Source organism: Bacillus tequilensis KCTC 13622 (assembly GCF_000507145.1).
GTDB classification, from domain to species: Bacteria; Bacillota; Bacilli; order Bacillales; family Bacillaceae; genus Bacillus; species Bacillus tequilensis.
In genome coordinates this window covers 15983-34282 of record NZ_AYTO01000041.1, presented here as the reverse complement: position 1 = coordinate 34282, position 18300 = coordinate 15983, and the positions used below count along the sequence as shown (strand labels likewise).

Below are 18300 nucleotides of genomic sequence, written 5' to 3'. Positions count from 1 at the left end.
ACAGCGCCCGGGCTAAGGGTATATAATATTGTGAATTTAACAAAAATTTAACAAGGAGGACGAGAGAATTCGTGCTAAAGCCTCAAAGAAACCAACATCCTGTTTATTTGGACTTAGAGGCGGAGTAGATGAAACCGGCCAAAGTATCCCTGCTCCGCCGTTTGCTCCATTCCTTGAAGCATGTTGATTGTAACATAGCCAAACATTTCCTAACAACTCTTAAAATTGTGAAATTTTTGTTTGTTTTTATGGTATTCACTCCGATTTCTTCAATATATGCTGGAGATGTATATCAGAATTTTGAAGAATTAAGAAACATTGAAGACCCTTCCGATTACGGCATTGTTACAAAAGAAACGGGAAGCCCAGTTCTCATTTTAGCGATTCACGGAGGAGGTATTGAAGGCGGAACCAGTGAAATTGCGAGAGAACTTAGCAAAGAGTACTCGATGTATTTATTTGAAGGCTTACAATCGTCAGGAAATGCAGTGCTGCATATTACAAGCACACAATTTGATGAGCCTCAGGCCCTGAAGATGACGGGAAGTCATGAATATGTTATTTCATTGCACGGGTATGCAGACGAAGATCAGCAGATCGAAGTAGGCGGTACAGATCGCGTAAGAGCGGCAGATTTAGTTGAAAAACTGCAACATGCCGGTTTACCTGCTATATTGCTCAGTACGGATCACCCGCATGCTGGCGTAAGCCCGAATAACATCGCAAATCAATCAAAAACAGGTCTGAGTATCCAATTAGAAATGAGCACAGGATTTAGAAGATCTTTGTTCGGCGTTTTTTCTTTAAAAAGCAGATCTGTTACTCAAAATGAGAGGTTTTATGATTTTACTGAAGTGATATCCCGCTTTCTGAAAAGTAACTACTGAAAAATAGGAGGCAGGCTTATTGCCTCCTATTCCTTATCATTCTCATTCGTCACGTCAGGAAACAGCTCGTCTGCGGCTTCAGTTTGATACTGCAGCGTGTTATCTCTGGCTGATAGTTCATTTCGAAAGGTTTCATCCAGCACATTTTTCAGCAAATACCGATGAAAAAAATATTCGAAAACAGTAAGACAGGCAGCGGAAAGAAGAGCGGCTGCAAACGGCGGGAAATCATTCCTTGTTTGGGCTAAAACAAAAACCCAAAGAATAACGAATGAAAGTCCAAAGTCAGCTAAGGAAGCTGTAATATTGTTTGTTCTCGGCAGGACGAGCATGTCCCCGGACAGGTATGACACAAAACCTAAGAAAAGTGCAATAAACATCACACTTAAAAAGGGAGCGTGATAAACTCTATCCAAAATCACATATAAAAGAGCAAGAGTGAAAGCAATCTTTGAAGCGAGAGCAATGATATGTTTCATTTGACCACCTAAATTGTTATTTTTGAGGAAAACCGTTGGCAGTAAACAAATTATAACCATAAGTAGGATTGAATCCATAAAGGACATCGCTGTTACAGTCATTATTTTGAACAATCCAATTTTGTTTATACTTGTATTTTTGCTGGCTGCACGAAACTTTTTTGAAAAAAAGCCGTACATAAGGATGATCAGCTTTCAAGGGGGAATGATTTGTGAAGATAAAAGGGATCAATCACTTGTTATTTTCAGTTTCTCAGCTGGATACATCGATTGATTTTTATCAAAACGTGTTTGATGCCAAGCTTCTGGTAAAGGGTAGAACGACAGCGTATTTTGATTTAAATGGCATCTGGCTTGCGCTTAATGAAGAACCTGATATTCCGAGAAATGACATCAAGGCGTCCTATACCCATATTGCTTTTACTATTCAGGATCATGAGTTTGAGGAAATGTCAGAAAAATTAAAAAGGCTTCATGTCAATATTCTGCCTGGCAGGGAACGAGATGATCGTGATTGCAAATCGATTTATTTTACCGACCCTGACGGCCATAAATTTGAATTTCATACCGGGACCCTTCAAGACAGGCTCCGTTATTATAAACAGGAAAAAACGCATATGGATTTTTATGAATGAGCAAAGTTATAGCATGATCCTTCACGCGTATTAACGATTTTGTGATGTCATTTAGAATAAAGTCTGGAACTAAAATCAAAGCACTGACGGGTGCTAAAGTGAAAATATTGACGTCTGTTAAGCTTTCAATGATAAAGGAGAGTGAGCTTTTTTCAGAGTGGAATAAACTAACTATACTATGTACTAAATTTTCATTACAATAGAATTTTCACGCTCCTTAAATCAACTTTAAGCCTAAACATTCCACGCCCTAAAAGAATGAAACGTTTTTAAGAAGATGTCGTCTAATTATTTAAACAGATAGTATTCTGATAAAAGTTTCCTAAAGGAAAGAAATTTTCTTGACTTCAACAATTGTTTGGTGGATAATTATGGTGTAAACATGATGTTCTTTTTCCTCCTATTCAGGCTCGCTCTTAAAAATCAGGGCGAGTCTGCTTTTTTGAACAATAAACCCCCTCTCCGTAAAGGAAGAGGGGGTTATTTCATAATAATAGATCAGTAGGTTAATGGACCGTTCTGAAAACGCCAATCACCTTGCCTAGAATGCTGACATTTTGCAAAATGATAGGTTCCATCGTTGGGTTTTCTGGCTGTAAACGAATGTGGGTATTCTCTTTATAGAAACGTTTTACCGTAGCTTCATCATCTTCTGTCATCGCAACTACTATTTCCCCGTTGTTAGCAGTATTTTGCTGTTTAACGATGACATAATCCTTATCGAGAATACCGGCGTCAATCATACTGTCTCCCATAATCTCCAGCATAAACACGTGCTCGTTCGGGGGAACCATACGGTCAGGGAGCGGAAAATATTCTTCGATATTTTCTACTGCTGTAATAGGAGAACCCGCAGTGACTTTCCCGATGACCGGTACATTAACGACCTGGCTTTGCGGAATGTCTACTTCTTCATCAAGTATTTCTATTGCTCTGGGTTTTGTCGGATCCCGTCTGATCAGCCCTTTTGTTTCCAAACGGGCCAAATGGCCGTGGACAGTTGAACTGGACGCAAGCCCGACAGCCTCTCCGATTTCTCTCACGGAAGGCGGATATCCTTTTGATTTAACCTCTGCTTTAATAAAACTGAGGATATCAAGTTGCCTTTTTGATAGCTTCGTCATTTTTCGCACCTCAAAACGTCGATTTTAAGAAGATTATAGCATGATTTTCCTTTCAGTACAAACATAGGTTCGAAAAAATAATTGACAGAAACGTTTGTTCGTATATACTGAAACTATAAAAAGCGAACAAACATTCCTGTCGGAGGTTATGATCATGAATAAAGAATCTATTATTTTTGTCGGTCTGTTCACAGTGATTTTGAGCGCGGTTATCCTATTGCTGTCATATACAAGCAGCGGCCAGGAGCTTAATCAGTATGTTAAAATAGAAGTCCAGCAGGGCGACACACTTTGGTCAATTGCTGATCAGGTAGCAGATACAAAAAAGATAAACAAAAGTGATTTTATTGAATGGATAGCTGATAAAAATCATCTTCAGACGTCTGATATCCAGCCGGGAGATGAGTTAGTAATTCCGTTGGAAAAGAAACATCAGGATGCATATGAATTGGCAACTGTAAGATAGAGAGGAAAGATAGAATAAATGAAAGCACTCATTTATGCCCGCGTAAGTACAAATAAAGAACAGCAGGAAACATCATTAAAGCGGCAGGAGGAGGAGCTTACGGCCATTGCAGAGGAGAACGGAATGGAAGTGGTCAAAGTGATTTCTGAAAAAGCCAGCGGATATGAGATGGATCGGGATGGTGTATTTGAACTGCTTGATGAGATCAAGAATGCTGGAATTGATGTTATTTTGGTTCAGGATGAGACAAGGCTCGGGCGGGGAAACGCAAAAATCGCACTGCTTCATTGTATTTACAGAGAGGGTGTGAAAGTTTATACAACGGCTCACAGAGGTGAACTGGAGTTATCGGAGGCTGACTCGATGGTGCTGGAGATCGTCAGCATTGTGGAAGAGTATCAGCGGAAAATTCACAACATGAAAATCAAGCGGGGAATGAAACGGGCAGTGAAAAACGGTTTTAAACCGCAAAAAAACCTAAAAAACCAACATGAAAACAGTGGAAAAGAAAGAATTGAAGTTCCCATTTCAGAGATCGTCCGCCTCAGAGCGAATAAACTGACGTTTGCAGAAATCGCGGCTACGCTAAGAGGATTTGGCTACGATGTCTCTAAAGCGACAGTCCATCGGCGGTTTCAGGAATACATAGAGAATGAAGAGACAGCACAGTGAATCAGTTGTAAAACTCGGTTTGATCTAGTACTATATAGACAAAATGCATAAAGGAGTTTAACATGATTTCAAACGCAAAAATTGCCAGAATTAATGAACTTGCTGCCAAAGCCAAAGCTGGCGTTATAACAGATGAAGAAAAAGCCGAACAGCAGCAGCTCCGTCAAGAGTACCTGAAAGGTTTTCGTTCTTCTATGAAAAACACGTTAAAGAGTGTGAAAATCATTGACCCGGAAGGCAATGATGTAACACCGGAAAAGCTAAAAAGAGAAAAAAGAAATAATAAACTTAACTAATATAAGAGGAATACGGCAATATCGTATTCCTCTTTTGTATATACTATAAGCAAATCTCTCATGTGACAAGATTCAACAAGTTTCTCTCAAATTTAAGCTGAAACAGTTGAGAAAAAGTCGTCAGACATTTATGATGTAAGGGTACAACACATAAGGAAGGGGATTTTTATGGATACAATTGAAAAAAAATCAGTTGCTACCATTCGCACACTGTCAATAGACGCTATTGAAAAAGCAAACTCTGGTCACCCTGGGATGCCAATGGGGACCGCTCCTATGGCATACACGCTGTGGACAAAATTTATGAACGTAAGTCCGGCAAACCCTGGCTGGTTTAACCGTGATCGTTTTGTTTTATCCGCCGGACACGGATCAGCACTTTTATACAGCATGCTTCATTTAAGCGGGTTTGATCTTAGTATTGAAGATCTTAAGGGATTCCGCCAGTGGGGCAGCAAAACACCTGGACATCCGGAATTCGGACATACTGCCGGTGTAGATGCAACAACAGGTCCGCTCGGCCAAGGGATTGCTATGGCGGTCGGTATGGCTATTGCTGAACGCCATTTAGCGGAAACTTACAACCGCGATTCATTTAACGTAGTCGATCATTATACATACAGCATTTGCGGTGATGGTGACTTAATGGAAGGGATTTCTTCTGAAGCCGCTTCACTTGCAGGCCATCTCCAGCTTGGACGTCTGATCGTTTTATACGATTCTAATGACATCTCACTCGACGGAGATCTCGACCGTTCATTCTCTGAAAACGTAAAACAGCGCTTTGAAGCAATGAACTGGGAAGTTCTCTATGTTGAGGATGGAAACAACATTAAAGAATTAACAGCGGCAATCGAAAAAGCACGCCAAAATGAAAAGAAACCTACATTAATTGAAGTGAAAACGACAATTGGATTCGGATCACCTAACCGTGCCGGTACATCCGGTGTTCACGGCGCGCCGCTTGGTAAAGAGGAAAGCAAATTAACAAAAGAAGCTTACGCGTGGACGTATGAAGAAGATTTCTACGTTCCGTCTGAAGTATATGAGCATTTCGCAGCAGAGGTTAAAGAATCTGGCGAGAAAAAGGAACAGGAATGGAATGCCCAATTCGCTAAATATAAAGAAATTTATCCTGAACTTGCTGAACAGCTTGAGCTGGCAATCAAAGGAGAGCTTCCGAAGGACTGGGATCAAGAGGTTCCTGTATATGAAAAAGGAAGCAGCCTGGCATCCCGTGCATCTTCCGGTGAAGTTCTTAATGGACTTGCGAAAAAAATTCCTTTCTTTGTCGGAGGATCTGCTGACTTAGCGGGATCAAACAAAACGACAATTAAAAATGCCGGTGATTTTACAGCGGTTGATTACTCAGGCAAAAACTTCTGGTTTGGAGTTCGTGAATTTGCGATGGGTGCAGCCTTAAACGGTATGGCGCTTCATGGCGGACTTCGTGTATTCGGCGGGACTTTCTTTGTCTTCTCTGATTATCTGCGTCCGGCAATTCGCCTTGCAGCGCTAATGGGTCTTCCTGTCACATATGTCTTCACACATGACAGCATTGCGGTAGGTGAAGACGGCCCGACACACGAACCTGTTGAACAGCTCGCTTCACTCCGCGCGATGCCTAATCTTTCCTTAATCCGTCCTGCAGACGGCAATGAGACAGCAGCAGCATGGAAGCTTGCAGTGCAAAGTACTGATCAGCCAACGGCATTAGTATTGACACGCCAAAACCTACCTACGATCGACCAAACAGCTGAAGAAGCATTGGCAGGGGTAGAAAAGGGTGCATATGTCGTTTCTAAATCTAAAAACGAAACACCTGATGCTCTCCTCATCGCTTCTGGCTCAGAAGTAGGTCTTGCCATTGATGCGCAGGCTGAATTAGCAAAAGAAAATATCGATGTTTCCGTTGTCAGCATGCCTTCAATGGATCGTTTCGATAAACAATCTGATGAATACAAAAACGCTGTCCTTCCTGCAGACGTGAAAAAACGGCTTGCGATTGAAATGGGTGCATCTTTTGGATGGGGCAAATACACGGGACTTGAAGGAGACGTGCTTGGTATAGACCGGTTCGGTGCATCTGCTCCTGGCGAAACCGTCATCAATGAATACGGCTTCTCAGTTCCAAACGTAGTGAACCGAGTGAAAGCATTACTCAATAAGTAAGTCTTTTAAAGAGGATGAGTCAAATCATCCTCTTTTTCTTGTTTATCCGACAAAAATAGTATTGGCTGGTTAACAGTAATAGACAAATCTTTTTTTTCTACTTTTGTATAATAGAGAGCAAATGAAGTGCTGCTGAAAAAGGGGATGAAAAGATGGAACGTCATTACTATACGTACCTGATAAAAGAGGAGTTTGCCAATCACTATTTCGGGCGGGAATCGATTATGTTTGAGCTGTTTCAAGACTATCATTGGACAAGCTTGGCAAAGCAGCAGTATGAAATGACAGAAAAACAGATTCAATATATTACACAGCCAATCCCGATTTTACATATGCATCAGCGGTTAAGAATGAATTTAAACAATGCAGATTACAGACAGCTGGATTATATTTATAGATTAGCTTTGCCGAAAGCAAAAGGCCACGCGACGTTTATGATGAAGGAGCACATGATAGAGATTGTGGCTTCGGGGGATTACGAGGCAGAAACGATTTTCTTTGAAGTGTTGAGAAAAGTCAGCCCTTGCTTTCTGGCAATGGACTTCAATTCGAAGAGATATGGATGGCTAAATCCCGTGAAAGAAAGAAATTTTGTCTAAAACCGAAGAAAAAGAGATGTAAATGTTGTATAATAGCTTTTGGTTTAGTACACTTTAAACTAGACAACATGAAGGAGGAAATAAAATGACTTTATGGGTTGGCATCCTAGTGGGCGTTGTTGCATTGCTCATAGGTGTTGCACTCGGGTTTTTTATTGCTCGTAAATATATGATGAGCTATCTTAAAAAGAATCCGCCTATTAATGAACAAATGTTACGCATGATGATGATGCAAATGGGAATGAAACCTTCTCAAAAGAAAATTAATCAAATGATGAAAGCCATGAATAATCAAGCGAAATAATACGTAAAGATTATGATATAGAGAAACATGGTTATAAAATAAAAAACCCTTATACGGGTTTTTTATTTTGCAATGAATCATTACCCGCTACTCTCTAGGCGCTGCTTTTGATATTGTATGAGAAGATGGTCAAGCTCCTGACTGAGCTCTATCGTTATATGAGATGTCATTCCGTTCGCCATGACAATTTGCAGCAGCTCTGCTCTTTTTTTTTCGATTTCATTTAATAGATGCTCTCTAATCACAGGGATGTATCCTTTCATACATTAGATCTTCAAATTGAATGATTATATTATATCCATATTTATACTAATTTTCAAATGAGAAGGAGTACAATATCTCAATGTCAAATTAAATTATATAAGTTTTTTCTGAAAATAGAAATCCTTCAAGGGAAAGTGTTAAAAAAATGAAATGATTTTGTCATAACTTGAAGGAAGGTCAAATCATGAAGGGATGATGACATGGGAGACGTGAATTTATTTTTGACTTTCGGAGCGGGATTTTTATCCTTTATTTCGCCTTGCTGCCTGCCGCTTTATCCTGCTTTTTTGTCTTATATTACAGGGGTCAGCATGGATGATGTGAAAACAGAAAAGCTGCTGCTGCAGAAAAGAAGCTTGTTTCATACTTTGTGTTTCTTGCTTGGTTTTTCCATTATTTTTATCGCTTTAGGCTATGGAACTTCGTTTATTGGCAGCCTGTTTAGGGGTTATCACGATGCGATAAGGCAAATTGGCGCGTTGCTTATTATTTTGTTCGGTTTCTTTACGCTTGGTGTGTTCCGCCCTGAGGCGATGATGAAAGAACGGAGAATCCATTTTAAGCATAAGCCAAGCGGATTTTTAGGTTCTGTCTTCATCGGGATGGCGTTTGCGGCGGGATGGACGCCGTGTACCGGACCGATATTAGGTGCTGTTATCACACTTGCGGGCACAAATCCAGGCTCAGCTGTGCCGTATATGATGTTTTATGTACTCGGTTTTGCTGTTCCATTTCTTTTGTTGTCTTTCTTTATCACAAAGCTGAAGTGGATAAGAAAAAACCAGCTTTTGATCATGAAAGCAGGCGGCGTTTTAATGATTGTAATTGGTGTGCTGTTATTCTTTGATTGGATGAGCCTGATCATTATTTTGCTGTCTGATCTGTTTGGAGGATTTACCGGTTTTTGACGAATGGTTACTTTTGCACTACTGCCAATCCCTTTATTTTTGATACAATAAGACTATTATCTGTGGAAATCGATTTTTGGAGGGGAATATGACAAGAGTTTTAGTTGTAGATGACGCCAAGTTCATGAGAGTCAAAATCAGAGAGATCTTGGAAGAGGCAAATTACATAATTGCAGGCGAAGCGGCGGACGGTGAGCAAGCGGCAGACCTGTATAAAAAACTGCGGCCGGACATCGTGACAATGGATATTACAATGCCGGTGAAAAACGGCATTAAGGCACTTCGTGATATCTTAACCTTCGATCCTAAAGCAAAGGTCATCATGTGCACCGCTATGCGTCAGCATAGAATTGTAGCTGAAGCGATTGAGCTGGGGGCAAAAGACTTTATTGTTAAGCCATTCGAAGAAACAAAAGTGTTAGAAGCTGTTAGCCGCGTCATAGGAAATTAAAGTCATTTCTTTTCAAAATGGTTTTTTTTATTATTTTGGAGTATAGTATATAGTATCAACACTCCGAGAAACAAAGGAATGATAAGTATGATGATTATAGTTTCATCGATTATTGCTGTGTTAATGGCTGTAACTGTGATGGTGGTCAGAATAAAGTCCTCTGACAAGCCCGTTTCACCGAAAAAAATCATTCTTCCGCCCATTTTTATGAGTACGGGAGCGTTAATGTTTGTATTTCCGGTATTTTGGGTGACTGGTGCAGAGTTTTTAGAAGCGATCACTTTAGGCGTGATTTTCTCTATTTTTCTAATCAAAACTTCTAAATTTGAAATTAAAAATAATGAAATCTATATGAAACGCTCTAAAGCTTTTGTCTTTATATTAGTCGGTCTTTTAGTGATCAGAATCGTGATGAAATCGATCTTAAGCACATCAATTGACTACGGCGCACTGAGCGGAATGTTTTGGATTCTGGCTTTCGGTATGATTGTTCCATGGAGAATCGCCATGTATTTATCATATCGTAAACTTCATAACGAGCTGCAGTCAGCTAATATTCAAATGAATTAAAAAACCTTTCCTTCTATCAGGAAAGGTTTTTTATTTGAGAAGGGTCTGATAAGGTTCGAGATCGATTTTTTTGTCTCGCAGATGCCTTTTTAAGAAGGTATGATCTCTTTTAGGAGTAGCGAGAATATAGCCTCTGATTATAAGCTGCTGATCAATCTTTGATACCTTTTCTTTTAATGCAAGCTCACCGATTTTACCTGCGATTTTGGCTTTGGCTGCATCTCTGAACAGCTCTGGAACCGGCAATACCAATTCATTCAGAAATTCTTTGTTTTCATGGCTCCACAAATCCCTGCTGTTTTCGATATAGTAATCCTGCCAATCAAGCTCTGACCTGCCGTCTTCTTTCGGTAAACGCTTTAAAAACTTTCGAAACATAAAAAAACCGCCGATTGATAATAAGACAACCATCGTGATCACCCAAAACAGAATAAACCACAAAAACCAGCCTTCCAGCATCAACCATTCCCCCTTCTATTCTAACCATATTGTATATGAAGCGAGATTAGAAGAACACAGGAAAAAAAGAATAGAAAAAAGTGATAGACGTCTAGTCAAAAGAAAGAATAGATCATATTCTATTGTATAGTGAATCTGCTATTTGGCCATGGGAGAGTCACTAGAGGGTATTTGACGATAAATGGACGGAAAAAAAGTCACTTTCATAATAGGGGATGAAAGTGACTTTTTATATTAGCTGAGAGGAAATTGAAGAGAAAAAGAAGAACCATCTTTTGTGTCTTTATTGACGGCAACTGTGAGTATTTGATTTTCGCATTCGGTTTGAATGGTTTTGTCATTAAGATGAAAAGGAAGCATCATTTGTTTCTCAATAGTCTGTCCTGACGATTTGACAGTCAAAATAAACTCGCATCCAGACAGGGTAACTGTTACTTGTGTCGGCTGTAAACAAGTCAGATCAGCTTCAATAATATACTGCTGACTTGTTTCATATAAATCAATAGGCAATGTTTCGTCGTACCAGGCGAAGGGGTCTTCAAAAAATTGCCGAAGCCATTCGTCCATACTATCGAAATCATTAGGATCATCACGTTTTGAATGGGTCATGGAAGCATTCCTCCACATATCAACCTTGCTTACCATCATATGCGGAGATGCAGAAATGGGTGAACGCATAAAAAAACAGACACTAAGGTCTGCTTTTCTTACATATCATGGCTTGAATTGTGCTTCTGTCTTGTATGGTTTCGGTTCTTCACTTTTTTGCTTCCGCTGAGAGGCTCCGGCTGACCCGGATTGTGTCCTTTAGGGGCGTTTTTATGCATATCTTTACTTGTATTTTTATTGGTCATGAAATGAGAACCTCCTTAAAAGAGTCCGATGTTATTGATTGGTTTTTCTTTTTTTATTATTTTGGCGTTCCGCTTCAGTTTGTACAAGCTGGTCGTTTTCAACGTATCCGGCACCTTTGCCTTGGCTTTTCGCGTCATTCATTCCGTTAATGACGTGATTCGCTTTTCTTTTGACCATCATTATCACCTCAATCATAATATGGCTTCTTTTACTGCGTTATATGAGAAGTCATCAACAGTAATAATTACCGGTACGTTTGTCTGATAAGCCAAACTTATTGTATTTAATAAAAACATTGATATTTACTTATGTATGATTTTGTTTTAATATGAAATTGTGAGAAAATTGTGATGGAATTTACGTTCATCTAGGATGATCTGATCTGAAGGGGGATTTTGGAGAATGGCAAATGAGCAAAAAACTGCAGCCAAAGACGTTTTCCAAGCAAGAAAAACGTTTACTACAAATGGGAAAACCTATCATTACTACTCTTTAAAAGCGTTAGAAGACTCGGGGATCGGGAAGGTTTCGAAGCTTCCTTATTCCATCAAAGTTCTTTTAGAATCAGTATTGCGTCAAGTTGACGGATTCGTGATCAAAAAAGAACACGTGGAAAATTTGGCAAAATGGGGAACTGCCGAATTAAAGGAAATCGACGTTCCGTTTAAACCGTCTCGTGTTATTTTACAAGACTTCACTGGGGTACCGGCAGTGGTAGACCTTGCTTCATTGCGTAAAGCGATGGCAGCTGTCGGCGGAGATCCTGATAAAATTAACCCTGAAATTCCTGTTGATCTTGTTATCGACCACTCTGTACAGGTTGATAAAGCGGGCACAGAAGATGCGTTAGCCATCAATATGGACTTGGAATTCGAAAGAAATGCTGAGCGCTATAAATTTTTAAGCTGGGCAAAGAAAGCGTTTAATAATTATCAAGCAGTGCCGCCTGCAACAGGTATCGTGCACCAGGTAAACCTTGAGTTTCTGGCAAGTGTCGTCCACGCTATTGAAGAAGACGGCGAGCTTGTCACGTATCCTGATACGCTTGTCGGAACGGACTCACATACAACAATGATTAACGGTATCGGTGTTCTCGGCTGGGGTGTCGGCGGAATTGAAGCTGAAGCAGGAATGCTTGGACAGCCTTCTTACTTTCCAGTTCCAGAGGTAATCGGCGCGAAACTTGTCGGCAAGCTTCCAAACGGAACAACAGCTACTGACTTGGCGTTAAAAGTGACACAGGTGCTGCGCGAAAAAGGCGTTGTCGGCAAATTTGTTGAATTCTTCGGGCCGGGAGTTGCTGAACTGCCGCTCGCAGACCGCGCAACAATTGCGAACATGGCGCCGGAATATGGTGCTACATGCGGATTCTTCCCAGTAGATGAAGAAGCGCTCAACTACATGCGCCTGACAGGCCGTGATCCTGAACATATTGATGTTGTTGAAGCGTACTGCAGAAGCAATGGCTTGTTCTACACTCCTGATGCGGAAGACCCTCAATTTACTGATGTGGTTGAAATCGACCTCTCACAAATTGAAGCAAACCTATCAGGTCCAAAGCGTCCTCAGGATTTAATTCCGCTTTCTGCTATGCAGGAAACGTTTAAAAAGCACTTAGTAAGCCCCGCGGGTAACCAAGGGTTCGGTTTAAACGCTGAAGAAGAGAATAAAGAAATTAAGTTTAAACTTCTCAATGGTGAAGAAACAGTTATGAAAACCGGTGCGATCGCTATTGCCGCGATTACAAGCTGCACGAATACATCTAACCCTTACGTTCTGATCGGTGCAGGACTAGTAGCGAAAAAAGCGGTTGAGTTAGGGCTACAGGTGCCTAATTACGTGAAAACATCACTTGCACCGGGTTCTAAAGTCGTTACAGGATATCTTGTGAATTCAGGCCTTCTTCCTTACATGAAAGAGCTTGGTTTTAATCTTGTTGGGTACGGCTGTACAACATGTATCGGAAACTCAGGTCCGCTTTCACCAGAAATCGAAGAAGCGGTTGCGAAAAATGATCTTCTGATTACGTCTGTCCTTTCCGGAAACCGTAACTTTGAAGGACGTATTCACCCGCTTGTTAAAGGCAACTACCTTGCTTCTCCGCCGCTTGTAGTGGCATATGCGCTGGCTGGAACGGTGAACATTAACCTGAAAACCGACCCGATCGGTGTGGGCAAAGATGGTCAAAACGTATACTTTAACGATATTTGGCCGTCAACAGACGAAATCAATTCACTTGTTAAGCAAACTGTTACGCCTGAGCTCTTCCGTAAAGAGTATGAAACGGTATTTGATGACAACGAGCGCTGGAACGAGATTGAAACAACAGATGAAGCATTATATAAATGGGATAACGAGTCAACTTACATCCAAAACCCGCCATTCTTTGAAGAGATGTCTGTTGAGCCAGGCAAGGTTGAGCCATTAAAAGGACTGCGTGTTGTCGGTAAGTTTGGTGATTCAGTCACAACTGACCATATTTCTCCTGCGGGGGCAATCGGAAAAGACACGCCTGCCGGAAAGTACTTGCAAGAGAAAGGTGTTTCTCCTCGTGACTTTAACTCCTACGGTTCCCGCCGCGGAAACCATGAAGTCATGATGAGAGGAACATTTGCAAACATCCGCATCAAAAACCAAATCGCGCCGGGTACAGAAGGCGGATTTACAACGTACTGGCCGACTGGTGAAGTAACATCTATCTATGAGGCGTGCATGAGATATAAAGAAGATAAAACCGGTCTTGTCGTATTAGCCGGAAAAGACTACGGTATGGGATCTTCACGTGACTGGGCTGCAAAAGGAACAAACCTTCTCGGCATCAGAACGGTAATTGCAGAGAGCTTTGAAAGAATCCACAGAAGCAACCTTGTATTCATGGGTGTGCTGCCGCTTCAATTTAAACAAGGTGAAAATGCTGAAACACTCGGCTTAACTGGTAAAGAAGTCATCGAGGTAGATGTTGATGAAACAGTTCGCCCTCGTGATCTTGTCACAGTACGAGCGATCAATGAAGACGGCAATGTCACAACATTTGAAGCGGTCGTCCGCTTTGATAGTGAAGTTGAAATTGATTACTATCGCCATGGCGGCATCCTGCAAATGGTGCTTCGTGAAAAAATGAAACAGTCCTGATGAATCAATAAGGAGAGAAGGCATTTTGCTTTCTCTTCTTTTTATGACAAAGTGTGCTGCGGAGGTGGCATATGCTGAAAAAATGGCTCGCTGGGATCGTGCTTATCATGCTTGCCGGGTATATGGGATGGAACTTGTATCAAACATACAGCAAAAAAGAAGTGGGAATTGAAGAGGGACAGCAAGCTCCTGATTTTTCTTTGAAAACGTTATCAGGAGAGAATCGTTCCCTACAAGACACAAAAGGCAAAAAAGTCTTGCTCAATTTTTGGGCAACTTGGTGTAAACCGTGCCGTCAGGAAATGCCAGCGATGGAACAGCTGCAAAAAGAGCACCCAGACAACCTTGCCATTGTAGCGGTAAATTTCACTTCAGCCGAGAAAAGTGAAAAACAGGTCCGGGCGTTTGCTGATACGTATGATTTAACGTTTCCTATTCTGATTGATAAAAAAGGGATTAATGCTGACTACAACGTGATGTCGTATCCAACGACGTATATCTTAGATGAAAAAGGTGTCATTCAAGACATACACATAGGCACCATGACAAAAAAAGAAATGGAACAAAAACTGAATCTTGATTAGGTTCAGTTTTTTTATGTTTAGATATGCTTACAAATTTTCAGAATTGGAAAAAATAAAAGAATATGCGGAGGTGAGAAGAGTGAAGAAGATGAGAAAGCGGTCTTTTCATGAGCTGGTCATGGAGAATAAAAAAGAGCTGATGACCAATACGGAGTATTTGAATCAGCTTGAGGAAAAGCTTGAGCAGCGATTTAAGCAAAAATAACCTTTAAATTGTATTCATGTTTACCCCTCCTTTTGAGAATCCTATCTGTTGAGGAGGGATAAACATGGGAAACAACAAGAAAAACGGTCAGCCTCAATATGCTCCAAGCCACTTGGGTACGAAGCCTGTAAAATATAAAGCCAATAAAGGGGAAAAAATGCATGATACCTCCGGACAGCGGCCGATTATCATGCAGACAAAAGGCGAGTAGCACTGAATCGAGTTTATTTCTAGGAGGTACATCTGAATGTCAAAAAAACAAAATCAATACCAGCAGCCTAATCCTGATGATCGTTCTGATAACGTGGAAAAATTGCAGGATATGGTTCAAAATACAATTGAAAACATAGAAGAAGCAGAATCATCAATGGAATTTGCGTCAGGAGAAGATAAACAGCGAATCAAAGAAAAAAATGCAAGACGCGAGCAGAGTATCGAAGCATTTCGCAATGAAATCCAAGATGAATCCGCAGCGAGACAAAACGGATACCGTTCATAAAAACCAGGGAAACCTGGTTTTTTTCTTTCTGATTTGATTATGGTAAAATGGGGCTAAATTGACGTTAAGGGAGCAGAGTAATCTTGCATGTATCAAAAAAAGAAATAGAAGTGCGTTATGCAGAAACGGATCAAATGGGGATTGTTTATCACGCAAATTATCTAGTATGGATGGAGGTCGGCAGGACGGCCCTTATTAAGGACTTAGGCTTTTTATACAGTGACATGGAAAAAAAAGGTGTCTTGTCCCCGGTTGTCGATATCCAAATTTCCTATAAAAAGCCGCTTCATTACGGAGAAACCGCGGCTGTGCATACATGGATAGAGGAATACAACGGCTTTAAAACCGTCTATGGTTATCACATTTATAATCCGGCCGGCGAGCTCTCCATCGAAGCCACCTCATCTCATATTTGTGTGGATAAAGAAAGTTTTAAGCCTATTCAGTTCCGAAAAGCTTTTCCTGATTGGCACGAAGCTTATGAAAAGGCCAGAAAATAGGGAAGTGAACGAGATATGGCGTTTGGCGTGAAACGTGAGGAACTTAACCTGTGGAAACAAGCAGTGAAAAGAGGAGAAATCGCTTTTTTAACACATTACTGGCTGGATGACCGGTTTCCTGAAGCAAAGACTGTAACAAAAGCAGGCTGTGCAGATATTGATAAACTGATACAATGGGGAGCGGCGTACGGTTTAAAAAAAGAATGGATACATAAGAAAAGTGAATTTCCCCACTTTGATCTGCTGGGTGAGACACAAAAATATATTTTGGAACAAGAAAACCTGACCGATCATCTTATACGATTTGGTTTGTAAAAAAAGAACGCACATGATGTGCGTTCTTTTTTATTGGTATTCAAAAACCGGTTCATCTGCGTCTTCTGAAAAGCTGACGAGAAGGTCGTGGTTATCGAAGTACCATAGATCACTTTCTTCAATAAAGAAGGTGATGCCGCCGGCTTCTGCTGTGACGCCAGCCTCTTGTGGGGCATCTTTCGCTACTCCGAGAGAAAAACCTTTTTGAACGTTGCTGCAGCCACCGTAGCGGACAAAAAAACGAACATGGTCTCCGCTTTCTAAATCAAGCTCTTCTTTATACCAGTTCAGTGCATCTTCGTTAATCGTCATATTCATAACAGAACACCCCTTTGTTCTTGGTTTGAATTTTCTCTATTATAAACTCATTAGACTATTCTGTGTCAAAAGAGAAGATTTTTACGTTTATAACCATTTTACTTTAGGTTCTGTTTTATTGATAATTCGTTTAATGTTTGCCCGGTGTCTGTATATCACAAAAATAGTGAGCAGGATAACGACAATCAATAAATACTTATCATGAACAAAGAGACTATATATCACAGTATAGATCCCTGTTAACATTGATGACAGAGAAACAAACTTAGTCAAGTATAAAAAGATGAAAAACACCGCGAGCATCGTGATAAATAAAAGTGGAGCGTAAAATAGCAAAACGCCTCCGGATGTTGCGACGGCTTTGCCGCCTTTAAATTTGGCGAAGATGGGAAACACATGGCCTAAAACCGCAAAGACTCCTGCAAGAAGCGGGTGAATATCAACATGCATGAGAAAAGGCAAAGCAGTTGCCAGCGTCCCTTTTAAAATATCTCCGGCTATCACGATCGAACCAGCTTTTACGCCAAGCGTACGGAATGCGTTGGTGGCGCCTAAGTTGCCGCTTCCGTGCTCTCGAATATCAATTCCTTTGGCAAGCTTGCCCACAATTAAGCCAGATGGAATGCTGCCTATCAAGTAGGCCAAAATAATCAATAAAGCAATTAACATCTACATTTCTCCTTTTTCAAAATCCCTTCTTTTTATTTTAACATGAGATGTCATGATCTGATGATAAGTTTTTTTGTAAAGTTTACTTACATACCCAATCGAATATGCATCATATTTTGATTTCTGCCATTTTGATCGTGTAAAATAGATAAAAAAGGAGTGTTCATGATGCAAAACCCTTCCAAAGCGGAAATTAAAGAGATTCTTGATAAAAGCAAACGAATCGCGGTAGTCGGGCTTTCAGACCGGCCGGATAGAACGTCTTATATGGTTTCCAAAGCGATGCAGGATGCAGGCTATGAGATCATTCCCGTTAATCCTACAATTGATGAGGCACTTGGTGTTAAAGCAGTTTCATCTTTACAGGAGATTGACGGTCCGATCGACATCGTCAATGTATTTCGGCGCTCAGAACAGCTGCCAGGCGTGGCGGAAGAGTTTTTAAAGACAGATGCTCCAGTATTTTGGGCACAGCAAGGACTGGCAAACGAAGAAGCTTATGAGATGTTAAAGGGAAAAGGCAGAACGGTGATCATGGATCTGTGCATAAAAGTGGCTCACGCTGTAACAAAATAGACGCAGAACTGCAAAAATCCTTGTGAATTCAAGGATTTTTGCTTTTTAATTTTAAGATATTGTTTGCGTATTACGGTGAAACAGATACAATAAAGCTTGAACAGCTTTTTGAAATACCTTGTCTAACTGGGTTTCGGCCGTTCGATTTGCGAAGGCCTGCTGCTTTATATATAATAAACAAACATACGTTCTCATGATGTGAAAACAACATATGCCGATGCTTTGCGAACTGATTCGTTCGCTCTATGTTGCGATTGCAAACATATTGGTTATAATGAGGAGTCCGAGGCAGTACCGGCTCAAGGCGAGGTTTAAAAATATTTTATACAATTGATACGCAACACTGAAAAAGAGAAAGACA

At 40.7% G+C, this 18300-nt stretch carries 28 protein-coding genes; 19 read left to right on the top strand and 9 right to left on the bottom strand.

From position 1 onward, the window contains the following. Positions 1–128: 128 nt before the first annotated feature. Entirely contained in the window at positions 129–887 is a 759-nt protein-coding gene (gene pghL, locus V756_RS0118240) for a gamma-polyglutamate hydrolase PghL (RefSeq protein WP_024715933.1), read from the top strand. Between the two features lie 26 nt (positions 888–913). Here the strand turns inward: pghL and V756_RS0118235 are convergent, their stop codons facing one another. Then, on the bottom strand, positions 914–1366 hold the full coding sequence (locus V756_RS0118235; RefSeq protein WP_024715932.1) for a YndM family protein: 453 nt from the start codon (positions 1364–1366) through the stop codon (positions 914–916). Positions 1367–1578: 212 nt separating this feature from the next. Between V756_RS0118235 and fosM the strand changes: the two genes are divergently transcribed. Beyond that, complete coding sequence (gene fosM, locus V756_RS0118230; RefSeq protein ID WP_024715931.1) at positions 1579–2001, top strand: FosM family fosfomycin resistance protein; 423 nt, start codon at positions 1579–1581, stop codon at positions 1999–2001. A gap of 506 nt (positions 2002–2507) precedes the next feature. On the opposite strand, the gene lexA is transcribed toward fosM, so the two are convergent. Next, positions 2508–3125 (bottom strand): transcriptional repressor LexA, encoded by a 618-nt coding sequence (gene lexA / locus V756_RS0118225; RefSeq protein ID WP_024715930.1) that lies wholly within the window; start codon positions 3123–3125, stop codon positions 2508–2510. Between the two features lie 148 nt (positions 3126–3273). On the opposite strand from lexA, the gene yneA reads away from it, so the two are divergent. The 6 genes from yneA to V756_RS0118195 all read left to right on the top strand — a co-directional run bounded on the left by yneA (position 3274) and on the right by V756_RS0118195 (position 7634). Further along, the gene (gene yneA, locus V756_RS0118220; protein ID WP_081719918.1) at positions 3274–3591 is read left to right on the top strand and encodes a cell division suppressor protein YneA; all 318 of its coding nucleotides are present in this window, start codon (positions 3274–3276) and stop codon (positions 3589–3591) included. Between the two features lie 18 nt (positions 3592–3609). Next, on the top strand, positions 3610–4263 hold the full coding sequence (locus V756_RS0118215) for a YneB family resolvase-like protein (RefSeq protein ID WP_024715928.1): 654 nt from the start codon (positions 3610–3612) through the stop codon (positions 4261–4263). Positions 4264–4325: 62 nt separating this feature from the next. Beyond that, positions 4326–4559 carry a DUF896 domain-containing protein gene (locus V756_RS0118210; RefSeq protein ID WP_024715927.1) on the top strand — a complete coding sequence of 78 codons (234 nt, stop codon included), beginning with the start codon at positions 4326–4328 and terminating at the stop codon, positions 4557–4559. 168 nt (positions 4560–4727) lie between these two features. Next, entirely contained in the window at positions 4728–6731 is a 2004-nt protein-coding gene (gene tkt / locus V756_RS0118205) for a transketolase (RefSeq protein WP_024715926.1), read from the top strand. Between the two features lie 152 nt (positions 6732–6883). Next, on the top strand, positions 6884–7330 hold the full coding sequence (gene sirA / locus V756_RS0118200; RefSeq protein WP_024715925.1) for a sporulation inhibitor of replication protein SirA: 447 nt from the start codon (positions 6884–6886) through the stop codon (positions 7328–7330). 85 nt (positions 7331–7415) lie between these two features. Next, the gene (locus V756_RS0118195; RefSeq protein ID WP_003153994.1) at positions 7416–7634 is read left to right on the top strand and encodes a YneF family protein; all 219 of its coding nucleotides are present in this window, start codon (positions 7416–7418) and stop codon (positions 7632–7634) included. An 80-nt stretch (positions 7635–7714) separates the two neighbouring features. Here V756_RS0118195 and ynzD read toward each other — a convergent pair whose 3' ends face one another. After that, positions 7715–7879, bottom strand: a complete 165-nt coding sequence (gene ynzD / locus V756_RS0118190; RefSeq protein WP_081719945.1) for an aspartyl-phosphate phosphatase YnzD — start codon at positions 7877–7879, stop codon at positions 7715–7717. A 219-nt stretch (positions 7880–8098) separates the two neighbouring features. On the opposite strand from ynzD, the gene ccdA reads away from it, so the two are divergent. From ccdA to V756_RS0118175, 3 genes are all read left to right on the top strand, one after another. Beyond that, a complete protein-coding gene (gene ccdA / locus V756_RS0118185; RefSeq protein ID WP_024715923.1) occupies positions 8099–8806 on the top strand; it encodes a cytochrome c-type biogenesis protein CcdA in 708 nt (235 codons plus the stop codon). Between the two features lie 88 nt (positions 8807–8894). Further along, positions 8895–9257, top strand: coding sequence for a response regulator (locus V756_RS0118180; protein ID WP_024715922.1), 363 nt, complete (start codon positions 8895–8897; stop codon positions 9255–9257). A 78-nt stretch (positions 9258–9335) separates the two neighbouring features. Then, positions 9336–9827 (top strand): CcdC family protein, encoded by a 492-nt coding sequence (locus V756_RS0118175; RefSeq protein WP_081719917.1) that lies wholly within the window; start codon positions 9336–9338, stop codon positions 9825–9827. A 30-nt stretch (positions 9828–9857) separates the two neighbouring features. Here the strand turns inward: V756_RS0118175 and V756_RS0118170 are convergent, their stop codons facing one another. The 4 genes from V756_RS0118170 to sspO all read right to left on the bottom strand — a co-directional run bounded on the left by V756_RS0118170 (position 9858) and on the right by sspO (position 11318). Next, positions 9858–10286: a DUF2621 domain-containing protein gene (locus tag V756_RS0118170; protein WP_024715920.1), complete on the bottom strand. Its 429-nt coding sequence runs from the start codon at positions 10284–10286 to the stop codon at positions 9858–9860. A 234-nt stretch (positions 10287–10520) separates the two neighbouring features. Continuing rightward, the gene (gene cotM / locus V756_RS0118165; protein WP_081719916.1) at positions 10521–10913 is read right to left on the bottom strand and encodes an outer spore coat protein CotM; all 393 of its coding nucleotides are present in this window, start codon (positions 10911–10913) and stop codon (positions 10521–10523) included. Positions 10914–10993: 80 nt separating this feature from the next. Continuing rightward, positions 10994–11140, bottom strand: coding sequence for a small acid-soluble spore protein P (locus V756_RS0118160; RefSeq protein ID WP_003221237.1), 147 nt, complete (start codon positions 11138–11140; stop codon positions 10994–10996). 31 nt (positions 11141–11171) lie between these two features. After that, positions 11172–11318: a small acid-soluble spore protein SspO gene (gene sspO / locus V756_RS0118155; RefSeq protein WP_024715918.1), complete on the bottom strand. Its 147-nt coding sequence runs from the start codon at positions 11316–11318 to the stop codon at positions 11172–11174. Between the two features lie 225 nt (positions 11319–11543). Here sspO and acnA point away from each other — a divergent pair, with 225 nt between their 5' ends. The 7 genes from acnA to V756_RS0118120 all read left to right on the top strand — a co-directional run bounded on the left by acnA (position 11544) and on the right by V756_RS0118120 (position 16376). After that, positions 11544–14273, top strand: a complete 2730-nt coding sequence (gene acnA / locus V756_RS0118150; RefSeq protein ID WP_024715917.1) for an aconitate hydratase AcnA — start codon at positions 11544–11546, stop codon at positions 14271–14273. A gap of 71 nt (positions 14274–14344) precedes the next feature. Next, on the top strand, positions 14345–14857 hold the full coding sequence (locus tag V756_RS0118145) for a redoxin domain-containing protein (protein WP_024715916.1): 513 nt from the start codon (positions 14345–14347) through the stop codon (positions 14855–14857). A gap of 79 nt (positions 14858–14936) precedes the next feature. Further along, complete coding sequence (locus V756_RS01000000122745) at positions 14937–15062, top strand: FbpB family small basic protein (RefSeq protein ID WP_003244964.1); 126 nt, start codon at positions 14937–14939, stop codon at positions 15060–15062. 64 nt (positions 15063–15126) lie between these two features. Then, positions 15127–15273, top strand: a complete 147-nt coding sequence (gene sspN / locus V756_RS0118135) for an acid-soluble spore protein SspN (protein WP_003231569.1) — start codon at positions 15127–15129, stop codon at positions 15271–15273. Between the two features lie 36 nt (positions 15274–15309). Then, entirely contained in the window at positions 15310–15561 is a 252-nt protein-coding gene (gene tlp, locus V756_RS0118130; RefSeq protein WP_024715915.1) for a small acid-soluble spore protein Tlp, read from the top strand. 83 nt (positions 15562–15644) lie between these two features. Continuing rightward, positions 15645–16061, top strand: a complete 417-nt coding sequence (locus V756_RS0118125; protein ID WP_024715914.1) for a YbgC/FadM family acyl-CoA thioesterase — start codon at positions 15645–15647, stop codon at positions 16059–16061. Positions 16062–16076: 15 nt separating this feature from the next. Continuing rightward, entirely contained in the window at positions 16077–16376 is a 300-nt protein-coding gene (locus V756_RS0118120) for a hypothetical protein (protein WP_024715913.1), read from the top strand. Positions 16377–16406: 30 nt separating this feature from the next. Here V756_RS0118120 and V756_RS0118115 read toward each other — a convergent pair whose 3' ends face one another. Both V756_RS0118115 and plsY read right to left on the bottom strand, forming a co-directional pair. After that, positions 16407–16694, bottom strand: coding sequence for a HesB/YadR/YfhF family protein (locus tag V756_RS0118115; RefSeq protein ID WP_024715912.1), 288 nt, complete (start codon positions 16692–16694; stop codon positions 16407–16409). Between the two features lie 87 nt (positions 16695–16781). Further along, positions 16782–17363 carry a glycerol-3-phosphate 1-O-acyltransferase PlsY gene (gene plsY / locus V756_RS0118110; RefSeq protein WP_024715911.1) on the bottom strand — a complete coding sequence of 194 codons (582 nt, stop codon included), beginning with the start codon at positions 17361–17363 and terminating at the stop codon, positions 16782–16784. Positions 17364–17531: 168 nt separating this feature from the next. Between plsY and V756_RS0118100 the strand changes: the two genes are divergently transcribed. Then, positions 17532–17939 carry a CoA-binding protein gene (locus V756_RS0118100; protein WP_024715910.1) on the top strand — a complete coding sequence of 136 codons (408 nt, stop codon included), beginning with the start codon at positions 17532–17534 and terminating at the stop codon, positions 17937–17939. The last annotated feature ends 361 nt before the right edge of the window (positions 17940–18300 follow it).

Bases quoted from the DNA above. Each gene is read 5' to 3' on its own strand.
- V756_RS0118175 (WP_081719917.1), top strand. From the start codon at position 9,336: ATGATAAGTATGATGATTATAGTTTCATCGATTATTGCTGTGTTAATG.
- ccdA (WP_024715923.1), top strand. From the start codon at position 8,099: ATGGGAGACGTGAATTTATTTTTGACTTTCGGAGCGGGATTTTTATCC.
- V756_RS0118180 (WP_024715922.1), top strand. From the start codon at position 8,895: ATGACAAGAGTTTTAGTTGTAGATGACGCCAAGTTCATGAGAGTCAAA.
- pghL (WP_024715933.1), top strand. From the start codon at position 129: ATGAAACCGGCCAAAGTATCCCTGCTCCGCCGTTTGCTCCATTCCTTG.
- sspO (WP_024715918.1), bottom strand. From the start codon at position 11,318: ATGGTCAAAAGAAAAGCGAATCACGTCATTAACGGAATGAATGACGCG.
- acnA (WP_024715917.1), top strand. From the start codon at position 11,544: ATGGCAAATGAGCAAAAAACTGCAGCCAAAGACGTTTTCCAAGCAAGA.
- V756_RS0118235 (WP_024715932.1), bottom strand. From the start codon at position 1,366: ATGAAACATATCATTGCTCTCGCTTCAAAGATTGCTTTCACTCTTGCT.
- V756_RS0118210 (WP_024715927.1), top strand. From the start codon at position 4,326: ATGATTTCAAACGCAAAAATTGCCAGAATTAATGAACTTGCTGCCAAA.
- yneA (WP_081719918.1), top strand. From the start codon at position 3,274: ATGATCATGAATAAAGAATCTATTATTTTTGTCGGTCTGTTCACAGTG.
- tlp (WP_024715915.1), top strand. From the start codon at position 15,310: ATGTCAAAAAAACAAAATCAATACCAGCAGCCTAATCCTGATGATCGT.
- V756_RS0118170 (WP_024715920.1), bottom strand. From the start codon at position 10,286: ATGCTGGAAGGCTGGTTTTTGTGGTTTATTCTGTTTTGGGTGATCACG.
- V756_RS0118120 (WP_024715913.1), top strand. From the start codon at position 16,077: ATGGCGTTTGGCGTGAAACGTGAGGAACTTAACCTGTGGAAACAAGCA.
- sirA (WP_024715925.1), top strand. From the start codon at position 6,884: ATGGAACGTCATTACTATACGTACCTGATAAAAGAGGAGTTTGCCAAT.
- V756_RS0118115 (WP_024715912.1), bottom strand. From the start codon at position 16,694: ATGAATATGACGATTAACGAAGATGCACTGAACTGGTATAAAGAAGAG.
- lexA (WP_024715930.1), bottom strand. From the start codon at position 3,125: ATGACGAAGCTATCAAAAAGGCAACTTGATATCCTCAGTTTTATTAAA.
- V756_RS0118160 (WP_003221237.1), bottom strand. From the start codon at position 11,140: ATGACCAATAAAAATACAAGTAAAGATATGCATAAAAACGCCCCTAAA.
- cotM (WP_081719916.1), bottom strand. From the start codon at position 10,913: ATGTGGAGGAATGCTTCCATGACCCATTCAAAACGTGATGATCCTAAT.
- V756_RS0118195 (WP_003153994.1), top strand. From the start codon at position 7,416: ATGACTTTATGGGTTGGCATCCTAGTGGGCGTTGTTGCATTGCTCATA.
- V756_RS0118100 (WP_024715910.1), top strand. From the start codon at position 17,532: ATGCAAAACCCTTCCAAAGCGGAAATTAAAGAGATTCTTGATAAAAGC.
- V756_RS0118145 (WP_024715916.1), top strand. From the start codon at position 14,345: ATGCTGAAAAAATGGCTCGCTGGGATCGTGCTTATCATGCTTGCCGGG.
- sspN (WP_003231569.1), top strand. From the start codon at position 15,127: ATGGGAAACAACAAGAAAAACGGTCAGCCTCAATATGCTCCAAGCCAC.
- tkt (WP_024715926.1), top strand. From the start codon at position 4,728: ATGGATACAATTGAAAAAAAATCAGTTGCTACCATTCGCACACTGTCA.
- V756_RS0118215 (WP_024715928.1), top strand. From the start codon at position 3,610: ATGAAAGCACTCATTTATGCCCGCGTAAGTACAAATAAAGAACAGCAG.
- plsY (WP_024715911.1), bottom strand. From the start codon at position 17,363: ATGTTAATTGCTTTATTGATTATTTTGGCCTACTTGATAGGCAGCATT.